At 58.3% G+C, this 15,792-nt stretch carries 16 protein-coding genes; 7 read left to right on the forward strand and 9 right to left on the reverse strand.

Annotated elements, in window-relative coordinates:
- The first annotated feature begins 97 nt into the window (after nt 1–97).
- The 4 genes from EKL15_RS04020 to EKL15_RS04035 all read left to right on the forward strand — a co-directional run bounded on the left by EKL15_RS04020 (nt 98) and on the right by EKL15_RS04035 (nt 3,259).
- Nucleotides 98–412: a helix-turn-helix transcriptional regulator gene (locus EKL15_RS04020; RefSeq protein WP_060440186.1), complete on the forward strand. Its 315-nt coding sequence runs from the start codon at nt 98–100 to the stop codon at nt 410–412.
- The gene (locus EKL15_RS04025) at nt 409–738 is read left to right on the forward strand and encodes an SRPBCC domain-containing protein (protein WP_180548441.1); all 330 of its coding nucleotides are present in this window, start codon (nt 409–411) and stop codon (nt 736–738) included. Before EKL15_RS04020 ends, EKL15_RS04025 begins: the two co-directional genes overlap by 4 nt.
- A gap of 45 nt (nt 739–783) precedes the next feature.
- Nucleotides 784–1,377, forward strand: coding sequence for an ATP-dependent Clp protease proteolytic subunit (locus EKL15_RS04030; protein WP_197756447.1), 594 nt, complete (start codon nt 784–786; stop codon nt 1,375–1,377).
- A 616-nt stretch (nt 1,378–1,993) separates the two neighbouring features.
- The gene (locus tag EKL15_RS04035) at nt 1,994–3,259 is read left to right on the forward strand and encodes an MFS transporter (RefSeq protein ID WP_203088851.1); all 1,266 of its coding nucleotides are present in this window, start codon (nt 1,994–1,996) and stop codon (nt 3,257–3,259) included.
- A 25-nt stretch (nt 3,260–3,284) separates the two neighbouring features.
- Here the strand turns inward: EKL15_RS04035 and EKL15_RS04040 are convergent, their stop codons facing one another.
- Genes EKL15_RS04040 through EKL15_RS04065 form a run of 6 tightly spaced genes read right to left on the reverse strand, consistent with a single transcriptional unit; the run spans nt 3,285 to nt 10,217 of the window.
- Nucleotides 3,285–4,151: a hypothetical protein gene (locus EKL15_RS04040; RefSeq protein WP_060419394.1), complete on the reverse strand. Its 867-nt coding sequence runs from the start codon at nt 4,149–4,151 to the stop codon at nt 3,285–3,287.
- Nucleotides 4,152–4,195: 44 nt separating this feature from the next.
- Nucleotides 4,196–4,948 (reverse strand): molecular chaperone, encoded by a 753-nt coding sequence (locus tag EKL15_RS04045; RefSeq protein WP_238423616.1) that lies wholly within the window; start codon nt 4,946–4,948, stop codon nt 4,196–4,198.
- On the reverse strand, nt 4,948–6,288 hold the full coding sequence (locus tag EKL15_RS04050) for a fimbrial protein (protein WP_197848431.1): 1,341 nt from the start codon (nt 6,286–6,288) through the stop codon (nt 4,948–4,950). The genes EKL15_RS04045 and EKL15_RS04050 overlap by 1 nt, the downstream gene beginning before the upstream one ends.
- Nucleotides 6,289–6,316: 28 nt before the next feature.
- Nucleotides 6,317–8,851, reverse strand: coding sequence for a fimbria/pilus outer membrane usher protein (locus tag EKL15_RS04055; protein ID WP_197848432.1), 2,535 nt, complete (start codon nt 8,849–8,851; stop codon nt 6,317–6,319).
- Nucleotides 8,852–8,871: 20 nt separating this feature from the next.
- Nucleotides 8,872–9,624, reverse strand: a complete 753-nt coding sequence (locus EKL15_RS04060) for a molecular chaperone (RefSeq protein ID WP_238423617.1) — start codon at nt 9,622–9,624, stop codon at nt 8,872–8,874.
- Between the two features lie 59 nt (nt 9,625–9,683).
- A complete protein-coding gene (locus EKL15_RS04065; protein ID WP_015377562.1) occupies nt 9,684–10,217 on the reverse strand; it encodes a fimbrial protein in 534 nt (177 codons plus the stop codon).
- A gap of 618 nt (nt 10,218–10,835) precedes the next feature.
- On the opposite strand from EKL15_RS04065, the gene EKL15_RS04070 reads away from it, so the two are divergent.
- Entirely contained in the window at nt 10,836–11,273 is a 438-nt protein-coding gene (locus tag EKL15_RS04070) for a LuxR C-terminal-related transcriptional regulator (protein ID WP_204275756.1), read from the forward strand.
- Between the two features lie 7 nt (nt 11,274–11,280).
- Here the strand turns inward: EKL15_RS04070 and EKL15_RS04075 are convergent, their stop codons facing one another.
- On the reverse strand, nt 11,281–11,751 hold the full coding sequence (locus EKL15_RS04075; RefSeq protein ID WP_208523541.1) for a helix-turn-helix domain-containing protein: 471 nt from the start codon (nt 11,749–11,751) through the stop codon (nt 11,281–11,283).
- A 189-nt stretch (nt 11,752–11,940) separates the two neighbouring features.
- Between EKL15_RS04075 and EKL15_RS04080 the strand changes: the two genes are divergently transcribed.
- A complete protein-coding gene (locus EKL15_RS04080; RefSeq protein WP_100396280.1) occupies nt 11,941–12,393 on the forward strand; it encodes a tautomerase family protein in 453 nt (150 codons plus the stop codon).
- Nucleotides 12,394–12,479: 86 nt separating this feature from the next.
- Here the strand turns inward: EKL15_RS04080 and EKL15_RS04085 are convergent, their stop codons facing one another.
- Nucleotides 12,480–13,361, reverse strand: coding sequence for a LysR family transcriptional regulator (locus EKL15_RS04085; RefSeq protein WP_100396281.1), 882 nt, complete (start codon nt 13,359–13,361; stop codon nt 12,480–12,482).
- A gap of 181 nt (nt 13,362–13,542) precedes the next feature.
- On the opposite strand from EKL15_RS04085, the gene EKL15_RS04090 reads away from it, so the two are divergent.
- Nucleotides 13,543–14,487 (forward strand): amidohydrolase family protein, encoded by a 945-nt coding sequence (locus tag EKL15_RS04090; RefSeq protein WP_203088853.1) that lies wholly within the window; start codon nt 13,543–13,545, stop codon nt 14,485–14,487.
- Between the two features lie 128 nt (nt 14,488–14,615).
- On the opposite strand, the gene ychF is transcribed toward EKL15_RS04090, so the two are convergent.
- The gene (gene ychF, locus EKL15_RS04095; RefSeq protein WP_004941048.1) at nt 14,616–15,707 is read right to left on the reverse strand and encodes a redox-regulated ATPase YchF; all 1,092 of its coding nucleotides are present in this window, start codon (nt 15,705–15,707) and stop codon (nt 14,616–14,618) included.
- Nucleotides 15,708–15,792 lie beyond the last annotated feature (85 nt).

Below are 15,792 nucleotides of genomic sequence, written 5' to 3' on the forward strand. Positions count from 1 at the left end.
ACCTCTATCGGCTCCGCGCTCAGGCGCGGAGTCTCGCTTGTGTAAAAAATCCACGTCTGCGTTTGCATAATACATAAGTGAATACTAATGTGTTTATATGAACGAAAATGACATCTTCAAGGCGTTGGCCGATCCGACCCGCCGCACCATCTTCGACAAACTCGCCGCCGGCAGCATGAACGCCAGCGCGCTGCGCGAAGGGCTGCCCATCAGCCAGTCGGCGATGTCGCAACATCTGGCGGTGCTGCGCAATGCCGGGCTGGTGCGCGAGGCGAAGCAGGGGCGCTGCGTCAATTATCAGGTCGACCCGGACGGGCTGGCGCAGATCGCCCTGTGGTTGGCGAAGTACCGCGCCTGGTGGCCGGCGCGCATCGACGCGCTGCAAACCTTACTGAAGGACATGGATCAATGAACAAACGGGCTGAGCCGCCGCCGCACGATCGGCTGGTGTTGGAGTATTCGCTCGATGCGCCGGCGGAAAAAGTGTGGCGGGCGCTCAGCATTCCCGAGCTGCGCGAGCAGTGGCTGCCGACGGGGGATCTGGCGCAGGCCGAGCCGCTGGCCACCACGCCGGGCGAGGCGGTGAGCTATCGCCTGCGCGACGACCAACCGCCGTTCCTCGAAAGCGTAGTGACGCTGCAGATTGTGCCGGATGCCGGCGGCGGCAGCCTGTTGCGGATTATTCACCAGCTCGACGCCGCCAACGACGGCCCGACGACGGTGATGCGCGCCGCCTGACGCGCTAAACACACTTCCCTTTGTTGCCAACCCAGGAGTTCACCGATGCGTGAGAAGATGATGCTCGTCCCGATGGTGGTGGAACAGACCAGCCGGGGAGAACGTTCCTTTGATATTTATTCGCGCCTGCTGCGCGATCGGATCGTGTTCCTCAACGGTGAAGTCAACGACGACGTGGCCGAAATGCTGTGCGCCCAGCTGCTGTTTCTGGAGGCGGAAAACCCGGAAAAACCGATCCATCTGTACATCAACTCGCCGGGTGGGGCGATCACCAGCGGGTTGGCGATTTACGACACCATGCAGTACCTGCGCGCGCCGGTGCATACCCTGTGCATGGGCACCGCGCGTTCGATGGGCTCGTTCCTGCTGATGGCCGGCGAGCCGGGGCACCGCATGGCGCTGCCCAACGCCAGCCTGCACGTGCACCAGCCGCTGGGCGGCTTTCAGGGGCAGGCCTCCGACATCTTGATCCACGCCGAAGAGATGAGGCGCACCAAAGACCGGGTGATCCGGCTGTACGCCCAACATTGCGGCCTGAGTGATGAAGCGGTGGAGCAGGCGCTGGATCGCGATCGCTTCATGACCGCCGACGAAGCGGCGGCCTGGGGGCTGATCGATAAGGTGCTGCGGGAGCGGTAAACGTTGGTGGCCGATAATTGATTTCTGTCGGCCTTTCCTCAGGATATCCGCATTCGTGTTAATGAAATAAATAATAAAAATGAGCATGCCTTATTTGGCATTGTTTAATATTTAACTTGCTTGCTAGTTATCTGTTTGATTAGTTAACCCTCTGCCAAGCTACGCTGTTCATCTTTATCGTGATAGATGAATAATGTGGCATATTTCTTCTTTATATATTATCACTTGTGATTTTCTTTGGCATTTATAAAGTTGGTGTATATATTATTGTTTTTATTTTTTAACACCAGTGCCGATCACAAGTTTTGGAAAATAGTCTTGCCATTAGCTTGTCTATACAACTATACCTATGGCTGAGATATGACAAAACTAGACTTTCCACCATTACGTCATCGTTCTGATATCAGTGACTTCTGGCGGCGGTTGCCAGCCGTTCAGACATTTTCAGGTCATTCTCATTCGGTGTCGTTTTTCGGAGTAATGTTATTGGGAGTGGCTTGAAAACCTGTCTGGATGCGGCAGGTTATGACACGCACTTCAAAGAAGGCTGTGCGGGGCCCAATTTCCTAAACTCGAGCTTTGGCGAACAAAGTGTTAATTACGATGGGAATTTATAATGAAAAAGACCAGGCAGTTCCGCGGTTGGTATATGGTTGGCGCCGTACATCTCTTGCTGGCGGTTATTTTTGGCTCCGCTTACTCATTCGGGGCATTTTTTACCGCATTACAGACGAACTTTGACGCCGGGCGTTTTTCTACCGCCTCAATCTTCTCGCTGACGGCGTTAATTTACTATGCCGTTGGGGTATTTTCCGGTGCCTGGAGCGATCGCACTTCGGTGAGAACGGTAACCGGTATCGGTATTTTACTGCTTTCGCTGGGATTCTTTGGCAGTAGCCTGCTGGCGTCGTCACTGTCGACGTTTTTGCTCACGTTTTGTCTGTTGGTAGGGGTTGGCGTCGGATTGGTTTACGTGCCGGCTGTTTCAACCATCCAACGTTGGTTCATCGTTCATCGCAGTTCGGCTTCCGGCTTGGCGCTGGCCGGCACCGGCTTGGGAACGCTGGTGGGACCAATGGTGGCCGGTGGGCTGATGCAACATTTGTCCTGGCAAAGCACTCTGCAAGTTTATGCCGTCGCTATCGCCGTGTTGGGGTTGTCTGCCGCCTTCATTTTACGAGGCCGGCCAGAGGACGTGGGCGAATATCCCGATGGGCTTCGTCCCGTTGAGGCGACCTCAATGCAGTGTCCAGGGTTCAGCGGTAGCGTCACGCTGCGAGAGGCCGCTGGCCGAGCCCAATTTTGGTGGTTTTTCATCGCGATATTTTTCGGTTCGATCGGGCTGTTTCTGGCATTGGTTCATATTAATCCTTATGCGCTGCAACAGGGGCTGAATGCAACGCAGGCCAATCTGCTCATCGGCTTGATCGGCGTGGGTAATATCGGCGGCCGTCTGGCGTTGGGGCGTATCGGCGACCGCATGGGCGCGCGACGTTTTTTAGTCATTGTTACGTTGAGTTTGGCCGTGTTGTGCGGCTTTTGGAGTGTGGCGCACAGCTTAACCGCGCTGGTGATTTTCGCGCTGTTGTTCGGTGCGGCCAACGGCGGTTGTATCGCGCTGTACCCGGCAGTGGCCAGTACATGGTTCGGCACCGCCAATCTGGGCGCCATTTTGGGGGCGTTGTACATCGCCGTGGGGATCGCCGCCGTTGGCGGGGGGAGTGCTGCCGGTTGGCTGTATGACCTGTATCAGAGTTACACGCTGTCCATTGCGTTGGCCGGCATTGCGGCAGTGTTATCCGCCGGGAGTGTCGTCTTGGCCGCCGCCTACGGGACGCTTCATGACCGCCGACGAAGCGGCGGCCTGGGGGCTGATCGATAAGGTGCTGCGGGAGCGGTAAATCGGCTCAGCGGGGCTCGGCGGCCTGCGGCGTGTGCCAAACCCGTTCAAGCCCGAATTCGACCATCGCGAAATAGAGGCTGAAATAGCGTTCTGCCATGATAAAGAACGAGCTGTTGAGTTCGATCACCACGTTATTGGTGGTGGTCAGCAGGCCCGATTTTTCCGCCGCCTGCAGGATGCGGTTTACGTGCGCGCGTGAGACGGAGCACGACTTGGCGATTTTCGCCGAGGAGAGCAGCAGAAAGGGGGAGTCCTGCCGGATGCTTTCGATATGCAGCATCAGTAGCACCATGTGGCCGGCGTCCTTGCTGATAAACAGTCCGGATTGCGGCACCAGATCGATCAGGTAGATCTCCTTGAGCATCAGCTGCCCGTAGGCGGCGAAAAAGGTGGGCAGAAAGTCGGGCGCCGCCAGCAGCGCCGCGATGGGCATCTGTGGCGCCAGCGCCTGATAGGGCCGCGCCATGGAGGCGATCAGCGCCTGGGTTTCCGCCAGCGCGTGCGGCGTAGGCTTATAGCGCAACTGGCGTTTGTCATGTTCGCAGGGTTTGACCTCCAGCCGGCGGCCGACCCGCAAAAAGAACAGAAAGGAGTCCAGGGAGTTCTCGCTGATCATGTTCTTTCCTTTAAAAAAGGCTTTGATGTCTTTCAGCCCGGCGGCGGGCTGGTGATAGTAAATGGACAGGATGGTGGAACAAATGATGAACCGGCTGTTCCTGAAGATGATTTTGTAAAACAGCGGATGCTTCTTGTAGGTCTCTTTCAACAACTCCCCGTGTTTGACGATGGCGGCGTGAAATCCCGGTGACTGCCTGATGTTGTTGGCCTGTTTCTCCAGGTGAAACTGTAGCTGGAATCTGCTTAGACTCATTTTTCCCTATTTCCTGTACTTAAAAAATGTGCTGCTTTTTATCGTTATGGGTTTGCTGTGTATGACTTGACGATCTGTTGGCCCTGGTCGTTGATGAGGGTGGCCTGAACGGTGATCTGTGAAGGGAGTGTCGGCGCCGCAAAGCCGTCGAGGTGATAATCCCGCATGCTGAACGGCGCGGTCATCATGTCGCTTTCTTGCCGCACCGGGTAATCACGTTTTCCTATGTGTACGCTTATGCGGGCGAAGGAGAGATAAAACGCCGACCGGTTGTGGCAGCGCAGCAGATAGCCGCCCGGCGATTTTTGCAGCGAGAACGAGACGGCCTCGGCCGCGTTTTCGGCGTTTCCCTTTAGCGCTTTGGGGCGGTAGAAGATTTTCATCTGCGTGTTCATCGCCAGCGTCACGCGCGACGCCAGCGGCGGCGTGGTCGGCTGGCTGGGCGGGATCTCATACAGGTTAAGCCAGAACACCGACTCCCTGTCGGTGGGCAGGGCCGCGCCGGCAAACAGGATCCGCAGCCCTTTCAGCGCCGAAGGCGGCAGGGCGAATACGCTGGGCAGGGTGACAAACGGCGCGCGCGACAGTTCGGGGGCGGCATTGACGTCGCCGTTATCGACCCAGGTTTGCGCCACGATCGGATAGCCGTTGGTGTTGAGCAACATCAGGGTTTTTTCCGTGTCACCCTCGCGGAAAATCACCCGGGTGGCGGAGGCGATGATGCCCGCCTGCGCGCCCATGGCCGCCAGCGCCAGCAGCAGGGCGCATCCCATTGTCAGATATTTCTTTCTCATCATTATTGCACCTTAACCCAGACGTAGGCCCTGGCGTCCACTTTGCCGGCGGTGACGGTTTGCCCGGGCAGCCGGGCAAGCGTGGCGGTGAGCTGGGTGGTGTAGTGGGTAAACCCCGCCGCGGTGCTGCCGCCGCCGCTGGCGCCGTTGAGCACCGGGTACCAGCCGGCGTCGTTGCCCTGCGGGCATTGCCCGGCGCTGCAACGCGCCCAGCCGACGAAGTTCATCGGCGCGCCGTTGCCGGCGTTGGCGAGTGCGATGCCCACGCCGGTGGCGACGCTGCTGTCGGTGCCGTAGCCGCTGGAGAGCAGGTAGCTCACGCCCCCGTTGGCGCTGACCAGCCCGAGCTGCTGCGCCGCGACATAGCTTTCATACGGTACCTGCAGGCCGAGGGCGGTATTGTTGCTGCTGACGCCGGACACGGCGGCGTTGTCGCATTCGATATTGATGGTGAACTGCGCCTGAGAGGTTTGCCCGGCGGTCAGCTGGCTGACGGAAATGGTCGGCAGGATCACCAGCGGCGTGACGTTGCGCGCCACGCAGGTGGCGGTATAGGTCAAGGAGGAGATCGGTGCGGTGCCCATGCCCATCGCGTTCCAGCGCCCGGTGCCCCAGGTGGCGTAGTTGGTGGCGGAGTCGCTGCCGATAGGATCCGAGGCGATGCCGGGCCCCTGAAAGGTGACATAGCCGTTCGGCTGCGTGCAGGTATAGTTCGAATTGCCAGTGGTCGAGGCCATGCCCACCAGCGGGTTGCCGGCGCTGTAGCCGCAGTAGTTGCTGGCACCCGCGCCCGGCAGCGAGCTGATGCGGATCAGATCGGCACGGATGGCGCTGAAGTCTTTCACCCGGATCTGAATTTTGCTGCCGACGGTGGCGTAGCGGGTAATCGGCGCCGACTGCCAGTAGCGGGTAAAAACCTTGCCGGAATCCAGATGGGTCAGGCGGATGCCGACGTAGGGGAAGTAGGTGGCGTAGTAGTTGGGGTTGCCGTCCTGGGCGCCCAGATCGTAATAGCCGCCGACGCGATCGTCGCCGTTGGTGGCGAAGACTTCATAGATCTGCCCCGCGTCGCCGGCGTCGCATTCATACAACACTTTGTTGGGATCGGGATAGCGCGTGCCGGAGGTGAAGTCGAACACGCTGGTGCCGAGCGGCGTGCCGACGGGCTGCAGGTAAGTGCTGGTCAAATTGACCCGGCCCAGCGCCGTGCCCACCCCGCAGGGATCGCAACCGGAATCGATCGCGGGAGAAACCCGGGTGCATTGCGCCAGCGCGGCGGGCGCGCCGAACAGCGACAGGGCGAGCAGCGCCAGGGCGGCGAACGGGTAAAGAATGCGTTTCATCGTCTCTCCTGAAAATAAGTTTAACGGGCTAGCGGCACGGGGCGCTGAGCCGTTGAATCGGGCCGTCTTCCCCGGCGGGCAGGCGGTAATGCAGCGTGCACTGCTGGCCGGGGGCGTCGCCCCAGTTCAGCGTCAGTTCCCCGGCGCGCTTATCGCTGCGCAGATACACCTGATTGGCCTGGCCGACCATGCCTACGCTGTTGCCCGCGTTGTCCAACACGTTGGCGCCCATCGGGATCGGTGCGTTATCGGGCCGCTGCGCGGTGATCAGCAGCGCCTGGCCGCGCACGGTGTTGAAGTGCAGGCGCACCGTGGCTCCTGCATAAGGAGCGACGCGCCGCTGGCCGTCTTCCAGTTCCGCTTTATCGTTCATGCCCTCGGGATTCAGCGCGACGGTGTTGTAGTGATAGGGCACCAGCGACGGTGCCAGGGCGTAGCCGAAGCGATCGACGCGCGCGCCCTGGCCGTCCATCACCCGTGCGCCGCTGGCGCCGGGCGCCTCGATCAGGGCGAAGGTATCGCCGACATACGGCCCTAGTGTCACGCCGCCGCGGTGCGCCACCACCGCCCCCTGCAGCGACAGGGAGCCTTGTCGGTACTGGCGCGCGGTGGAGAACGAGCCGGTGACGTTGGCGTAAGGCAGACGGGTTTGCAGGTTGCCGCCCCAGATGCTTTGTTGGCGATCGTCATCGGTGGTGAAGTTCAGGCCGTAGCTGACCGGCTGTTCGTCGCCGACGCTGCCCGACAGCGCAGCCTGATAGTTGCCGCCCTGGCCCTGGCTGTGGTTGGCCAACAGCGAGACGCTGGGGGCGGATGACGAACGGCCGAGCGGGAAGCTCAGCGACAGGGCGGTGACGGTCTGCGCGTTCTGCGCCAGCGGCGCGCTGTAGACGTTATCCAGCGGCCCGTAGCCGCGGTAGTCGCCGTTGCTGTAGCCCAGGCTGCGGGTGCGGGTGACGGAGAGGTTAAGCGCCACGCCGTTGCCGAAGGTTTTTCCCCAGCCCAGCTGGAGCTGATTGTCGCGGCCGCGCTGATCGCGGTAGTCCTGAGTCGAGCCGGACATCGTCAGGCTGCCGAACGCCCCCATCCCCTGATTGACGGCGACCTCGAAGCGCGAACGCTGGCGGTAGGAGTCGGACTGCCAGTTTTGGCCGGTAGTGGCGGCGCGCCGTACGCCGAGCACGTCGCTGAGATCGCGAAAGCCTTCGGTGGAGTAGCGGTAGCCGGCGATGGATAAGGTGGTGTCCGTCGGGCTGAAGGTTCGGCTGTAAGAGAGGTGCAGCATCCAACCGGAGGCGCCGCCGTCCGGCAGGCTGGCGTGGGAATAGGTGGTGTCCATGCCGAAGGCGCCCAGCCAGCTGCTGTACACGCCGCCCAGCATCATCGCCTGATAACCGTCCGCCAGCTGATTGCCGAGGTTGAAGGTCAGGGCGTTGGTCAGGCCGTGCTGCCAGGTCACTTCGCTGAACAGATCGTTGTCGCCGACGTAGCGGGAACGGCCGACGATCGCGGAGTAGCGCGACTGACCGGGGCGGATGGATTCCGGCACCGCGGCGAACGGCACGGTGAAGGTACTGACGCTGCCGTCGGCTTCCGTCACCACCACGGTGAGATCGCCGGCGTAGTTGGTGGCGTACAGATCGTTGATGGCGAACGGCCCCGGCGCGACGGTGGTTTCATACAGCGTGCTTTTGCCCTGCAGCACCGTCACGCGCGCGTTGCTTTTCGCCACGCCGCGTACCACCGGCGCATAGCCGCGCTGCGAATCCGGCAGCATGCGGTCGTCCGAACTGAGCTGAATACCGCGAAATCCCAGGCCGGAGAAGAAGTGCCCGTCGGTAAAGCCTTCGCCCAACAGCATTTCGCTGCGCCAGGGCAAAATTGCGCGCTGGACGTAGCGGCGGCTGGTGTCCAGGTGGCCGCCGAACTCCCGATCGTAGCGGTAGCTGGACTGCTGGCGGTAGCGCCATAGCCCGAGGTTGAACCCGCCGTTCAGGTTGGCGTAGGTCGAGTCGAGATCGCGGGTTTGCCCCTGTCGATAACTGACGTGGTACTGGTTGAGGTTGTAATTGACGAAGGCCATCGATTCGCCGCTGTCCAGGCTGGCGGGATTGACGCTGCCGCGCGGCTGGCCGTTCAACAGCGCCTGCGGAATGCTCAGATCCAGCCGCAGCCGCGAAATGTCCGCGTTCACCGCGATGTCCTTGAGATCCCGACCGGGCAGCAGGCATTCTGCTTCGGCGGCCGCCGGCGGATTTTTCAGCCCGAAGCGCGCTAACTGCGGCCGATCGAAACAGGGCAGCACCTGCTGGCCTGCGCGCACGAAGCGAATTTGGTCGCGCTCGAGAAACTGGCCGTTGAGGTACAGATCGATCTGATAGCTGCCGGGAGCAACGGCGTCCTGCTGGTTGAACTGGCTCAGGGCGCTGTTGCTCAGCACGCTGCCGCGCAGCAGCGCGGGATCGAAGGTATAGCCGTCGGCGGCGGCGCAGCCCAGCGGCAGCGCCAGCAGCGCGCAACACCAGCGCGCAGGCAGCGGCGTCGCCTTGCGGACATCGAACATGAAAACCTCCCTGTCTGGTTTCAGCGCGCGACGTCCAGGGTGCGTGAGATTTCCACCCCATAGTCATTGATGACGCGCAGTGCGACCTGCCGCACCTCCCCGTTCACCGGCCAACTGGCCTGTGAAAACGGCGGGATCAGATCCGCCTGCGGGATGGTGATGCGCTTCGCGCCGCTCATGATCGCGGCCTGGCTGACGTTGGCGAAGTAGCCGGTCGGGTTGTCGACGCGCAGCGCGTTACCGGCCTGGCGCAGGCTGAGCCGATCGATGACGTGGTTGGCGTCGCCGGCCAACCCGGCGGGGCGATAGAACACCTTCAGCCGATTGGTGACCACCAGCAGCAGTTTGTTCTTGTCGCTGTCCGTCTGGCGCACGGCGGGCACCTGCAGGAAGTTGAGGTAGAACAGCGATTCGCGATCGCGCGGCAGCGGCTGGCCGACGAACGACAGCCGCACCATCTGCCCGCTGTGCGGATTCATGCGGAAGATTTGCGGCGAGGCGACAAAGGGCGCATCGGCGTTTTCCGGCGTGGATTTGGGGTTATTGATGTCGAGCCAGATCTGCATCAGCGCCGGGGTGCCGTCGTCGTTGGTGAACTGCAGCGTTTTTTCCCGCGCCTCGGCGGGGTAGATCACGCGGTTGCCGAGCAGCGTCACGCTGGCCGACGCGTGGGTAGCGGCAAAACTCATCAGGCAAAGCGACAGGGCGGCCCATCGGCGGGCGGAGCGGGTTATCTGCGGCATAAACGTGAACCGATAAAGGGAGCGAGTCATTCAGCGCCGCCCGGCGAAGGGCGGCGCTGGCATCAACAGGTATGGCGCCTGACGCCGGCTTATTTGTAGCTAATGGCGAACTGTGCGGTGGCGATCACCGAACCGGCCGCCACGCCGGTGTCTTCCGCGTAGTAGCGGGCCACCAGGTTCTGCGAGGTGGAGGTGGCATCTTTGGCCAGCGTCATCGCCGACGTGGTGACGGTCGAACCGCTGGCGAACGACAGCGGCGTGGTGGCGTCGCTGTCCAGCAGTTGAATGGACACTTTGGCCGCATCGCCCGCGTTGCCCAGGTTGCCGTTGGTGGTTGGGTTGTTGCCCGCCAGCACGGTTTTGATCGCCGTATCGCTGGTTGCGGCCGCACAGCCGGTCACGTTGACGGTGAAGGTGGTGTCGCCGGCGGTGGCGCCTTTGGTGGCGAGTTTGCTGGCGGCGACGGTCGGCAGCAGAACGACCGGGTTGGATTGGTTGCCGTTAATATTCACCGAGCAGGTTTGCGTGCTGACTTCGCCTTTAAATTGCACCGTATTGGACGAAGCGGCCGCACAGGCGCCGGAGAGAGCCAGCATGGATAATGCGACTAATTTAACATTCATGTGAAATGCCCTTTAATTTACTTTAGAGAAAAGCTTTCCTGACAGTAATAAATTACTGACGTGCGGTTGTGGGTTAATCATGTTGCGCAATTGTTTTTTAAACGCGTCGGCAAACATGGATTTTCATCCTAACAAACTAAGAATTTTCCCTATAGGTGTTTTGAATAAGGCAATAAGACGAGAAGGCCTGCTGTTACATTTTTTTTCATTTGTGCTTATATCATACAAAATAGAAAATAGATCTATATCATTACGTTGCGATTTTATTGGATTGCCAGTTTTTGTGATTGAAATAATTTGAAACATTCATGCCTTTTTTGCGTATTAATCAACGTGCTGACGGTTGCGTGATTATTTGAAAAACATGTTATCAAGATGTTTTATATCGGTGTGCTTTGCAGGCGAATTACCCCAAAAAAGAGCAGCGACAAGCCGCCTGAGGTGTGGAAGCATGCGTCCATGCTGATAAGGAGAATTAAAGTGAGAGTGATTTATATCGATGGTTCACCGCTGTGCCGGCTGGGCATGAAAACATTATTGGGCGGTGGGGTGATAACCTTATCCTCACCCAATATGAACATCATTAAAAATATAAGCCCGGCGCCTGATTTAATTATTATGGAGTTTCCCCAGGAGATTTACCGGTTCGAGGCGTATTTAAAATTCATTAAATATTCACGCAGTGAATATAAAGACGTCCGGTTACTGTTCTTCATCGATAAGACTTCACCGCTGATCCTGGCGTTTATCGCTGCGGCGCAGCCGGATGCGATTTTGCACAAACGGGAAGCGCTGCAGGTGGTGCGAGAGACCTGCGCAACGCTGGCCCGCCAGGAGACGAGCGAACGGCACGTGGTGAACCGGCAGCGGGCGGCGGCAATCACGCCTGGCGAGGCAGCGGTGCTGTGTGAAACCGCCCGCACCGAAGATATCCGCCTGACCGCGCGGCGGCTTAACCTGCACCCGAAAACCGTTTATTCGCACCTCAATAACGCCGGCAAAAAGTTCGGCATCCGCAATCGGGTTGAACTGCTGAAGATGATTGCGCTGTTGTAGCGCGCCGTTAGCGGGTTTTGCCGACGGCCAGCCGCCATCGCGTGATCTCATCGGCGCCGGGCCCGGCGGCCAGCGCCAGGTTTTGCGGCGGCAGCGATTCGCCGGTCACGGCATCGACCACGCGCAGGGTGGCGGGGTGGCCAGTCGCACGGTCGACCACGCGCAGCGGCGGCCCGGCCAGCTCGGACAGGTTCCACTTGTCGCCAATCTGGATCATCGCCATCACCAGCAGACCGAGATCTTTTCCCTTCTCCGTCGGAAGATACTCGTAGCGATCGGGGCGCGTCTGGTATTGCCGCTTTTCGATAAGGCCGCTGCCTTCCAGCGCCTTGAGCCGATCGGCCAACGTGTTGTTGGTGATGCCGGTCGATTGGCGCAGATCGTCATAGCGCGAGAGCCCCAGCAACAGATCGCGCATGAGAATCGCGCCCCAGCGATCGCCCAATGCCGACAGCACGTGGGCCACCGAACACGTCATGCCCTCAAACCCTTTTGCTTTCACTTTGCCTTGCCTCCGTTTGCCGCCCTAATGCGGATAATTTTATCGCCTCGGCTTGATCACTTCAATGATTGGAGTTATTACTCTTATTATTGGAGTTTTGTTTGACACAGGCTGCCGGCCAGAACGATTGTCGATACCCCGCAGCTTTACCGAGGAGATAACGCGATGCCACTGTGGCAGATTTACCACCCTGAACCGGCCTTCAGCGCCGCCGATAAACGCGCGATTGCGCAGAAGGTCACCGCCCTGTACCAGGACTTTTTGCCGCGCTTCTACGTCAACGTCTTCTTCCACGCGCTGCCGCCAGGTTCGGCCTATCTCGGCGGCGAACCGGCCGATGACTTCGTGCGGGTGACCATCGACCATATTGCGCGCGCCATGGACAACGACGCAGAGCAGCAGCAATTCCTGGCGGCCTGCACCCGCATCCTGCAACCCTACCTTGCCGCGCGCGGGTTGCGCTGGGAGCTGCACGTGGACGAAACGCCGTTCTCACTGTGGACTATCGAAGGTTTGAAACCCCCGTTGCCGGGGACGGCAGCGGGGGAGAAATGGCGCAGCGAGAATCGGCCTTCGGTGTGGGGGGGGAGCGGCGCTGACAGAATGCCCGATGCTTAAAAGCGACGATGAGCGCCGGTTTTTTATCTTCGCTTAAACAAAACCGGCATCACCGCGTGGGGGCTACGAAGGTAACCCGGCAGGCATCATAGGCTGTGTTGTACATCTGATATGAATGCATTAACGATGGCGGATTTTTCATCCTTACGATAGATGAAAAAAACCTCAGTTGCGTTATCGACGGCGGGGAGCGGCCTGTAGGTGATGTTGGGCAGTTTGATTGAGGATAGCGAAGAGGGAACGATGGCGATGCCCAGGCCGGAGGCCACCATGCCGAGCACGCTTAATGTGCTGTCCAACCGATAGGCCACTTTGATGTCTTCTTCAATAATGGCGTTCAGGATACGAAGCTGGCCTTCGTCTCCGCTGTTTTCCGAGTAGATGATAAAGTCTCGCCCAGAGAGGTCTTCCTTTTTCAAGGCCTCTTTTTTCGCCAGATCGGAGTCTTCCTGAATCACGACGACCCAGTCAAATTTTTTTATGGGTATAAAGCCGAGCTCCGGTGGGATATTGAGATCCAGATTGGGGCAGTAGCTGACGTCGATATTTCCGTTGGCGATCTCATCGATTTGTTTCCAGTATGACAGCTCTTTGGCGCGGAAGTTAACGTCGGGGTGCTCTGCTTTAAATCGATGAATATCGGCGGTGACTAATCCTGCCGCCACGGCATTGCCGACAAATCCGATGCGCACATTGCCATTCTCACCTTTCGCCGCCGCTTTGGTTTCGTCAAGCGTACTTTTTATTTTCTCATAAATATCCGGCGCGTTTTTTAAAAATACCTCTCCCACCTCAGTGAGTTCGACATTACGGTTGTTACGAATAAAGAGTGGTGCGCCAATCTCTTCTTCCAGCGCTTTTATCTGCATGCTGAAAGCCGACTGCGTAATATGAATGCGCTTGGCCGCTTTGCCAAAATGTTTTTCTTCAACGAGGGCCAGGAATGCCTGGATATGGCGAAAATTCATGGATTAGATTCCTGTATCAGTCGTTCAAAAAAATGAATTGGATATATGGTTTCCATGAAAATACCCTCTAATAGAGCTCGCGTTAAAGTGTAGATTATTTCTGAAATGCGGGCTAGTCAACAACACTCAGCGTGTTGCTATATATTTCAACGATAAAATATATGCATAGTGGAGGCGCTAAATGAATTCATTAGCCAGAATCGACGTTCATACTCACCTGGTCCCGCCCTTTTGGGGCAGCGCGCTGCCGAACCACGGCGGCGATCCGTCCGGCTGGACCTTGCCCAAATGGACGGCGGACGACCATCTTCGCTATATGGACAAACAGCAAATAGCGACCAGCGTCCTATCGTTAACCGCGCCAAGCGTGGTTGGCTGGGAAGGTCAGGCTCGCCGCGATATGGCCAGGAAAATCAATGAATATACGGCGAATCTGGTGGCGAAATACCCCACGCGGTTTGGTCACTTCGCGACCGTGCCGTTGCCGGACGTTGAGGGGGCGGTGCGTGAAGTTGAGTATGCACTGGATGTGCTGAAAGCCGATGGCGTGGTGTTGTTAACCAATTATGAAGGGGTCTATTTAGGTGATAAAAAGTGGGCTCCGCTTTGGGCGGCGCTTAACCAACGCTCTGCCGTTGTTTTCATTCACCCTGGTCATCCCATCATGGATTTGCTGGATGGCGTTCCTGGCCCCTTGGTTGATTATCCGTTTGATACTACACGCAATGCCGTCCATATGGTGTTGAACGGCGTTATGGATAATTATCCTAACGTGAAAATTATTCTTTCGCATGCCGGCGGTTTCTTGCCTTATGCCGTTTTGCGTTTTATATTGCTGGCAGAGTCACTTAATCCAAATGGGCCGTCAGCTCAGGAATTGGACGGTAAATTTAAGCGCTTTTATTTTGATACCGCATTGTCTTCCGGCCCTAATGCATTCTCCAGCCTACTGGCGTTTGCGAATCATAATAATATTCTGTTCGGCAGCGATTATCCTTATGCGCCTGAGCCCGTCACCGCTAAGTTTAATCATATTTTTGACACCGAGACAAACCTGACCGATGCGCAGAAAGTAAACTTCAATCGGAATAACGGTCTCGCGCTTTTCCCGCGGTTAAATAAATAAAGGTTTATGCTGGGATGATGCCGCATTGCTTTAAGCGCTGGCACGTTCCCTCCCGAAAATAAAAAATCCACGCCGAAGCGTGGATTTTTCCGTTTCCGGCAGCGGAGAAATACGCTGCGGGGAAGGGGTTAGACGTTAAACAGGAAGTTCATCACGTCACCGTCTTTGACGATGTAGTCTTTACCTTCTGAGCGCATTTTACCGGCTTCTTTGGCGCCTTGTTCACCCTTGTAGGTGATGAAGTCGTCGAAGGCGATGGTTTGCGCGCGGATAAAGCCTTTCTCGAAGTCGGTGTGGATCTTGCCGGCCGCCTGCGGGGCGGTGGCGCCGACCGGGATGGTCCAGGCGCGCACTTCTTTCACGCCGGCGGTGAAGTAGGTCTGCAGGTTCAGCAGCTCATAACCGGCGCGGATCACGCGGTTCAGGCCCGGCTCTTCCAGGCCCAGCTCGGCCATGAACTCGTCGCGCTCTTCGTCTTCCAGCTCGGCGATATCGGATTCCACAGCGGCGCACACGGCAACTACCACGGAGCCTTCGGCATCGGCGATTTTACGCACGGTGTCCAGGTACGGGTTGTTCTCGAAGCCGTCTTCGTTAACGTTGGCGATGTACATGGTCGGCTTCAGGGTCAGGAAGCTCAGGTATTTGATCGCCGCTTTGTCTTCTGCAGTCAGATCCAGCGCGCGCAGCATGCCGGCGTTTTCCAGGTGCGGCAGGCATTTCTCCAGCGCCGCCAGCTCGGCCTTGGCGTCTTTGTCGCCGCCTTTGGCTTTCTTCTGCACGCGGTGGATGGCGCGCTCACAGGTGTCCAGGTCAGACAGCGCCAGCTCGGTGTTGATGACGTCGATGTCTTCGGCCGGATCGACCTTGTTGTTGACGTGGATGATGTTGTCGTTCTCGAAGCAGCGCACCACGTGGCCGATGGCTTCGGTTTCGCGGATGTTGGTCAGGAACTGGTTGCCCAGGCCTTCACCCTTGGACGCGCCTTTCACCAGGCCGGCGATGTCGACGAATTCCATGGTGGTTGGCAGAATGCGTTGCGGCTTGACGATCTCGGCCAGCTTATCCAGACGCGGATCGGGCATCGGCACCACACCGGTGTTCGGTTCAATGGTGCAGAACGGGAAGTTGGCTGCTTCAATGCCCGCTTTGGTCAACGCGTTGAACAGGGTGGATTTGCCTACGTTAGGCAGGCCGACGATACCGCATTTGAATCCCATGTTGTAATCACCTTAAATATCTTAACTATCAGCCGGTTAGGTTTAATCGACTGCATAAAGGGCAAAATAATGCCGCCATTATACA

The sequence above is a fragment of the Serratia sp. 4542 genome (assembly GCF_016805595.1).
Taxonomy (GTDB): Bacteria; Pseudomonadota; Gammaproteobacteria; order Enterobacterales; family Enterobacteriaceae; genus Serratia; species Serratia nevei.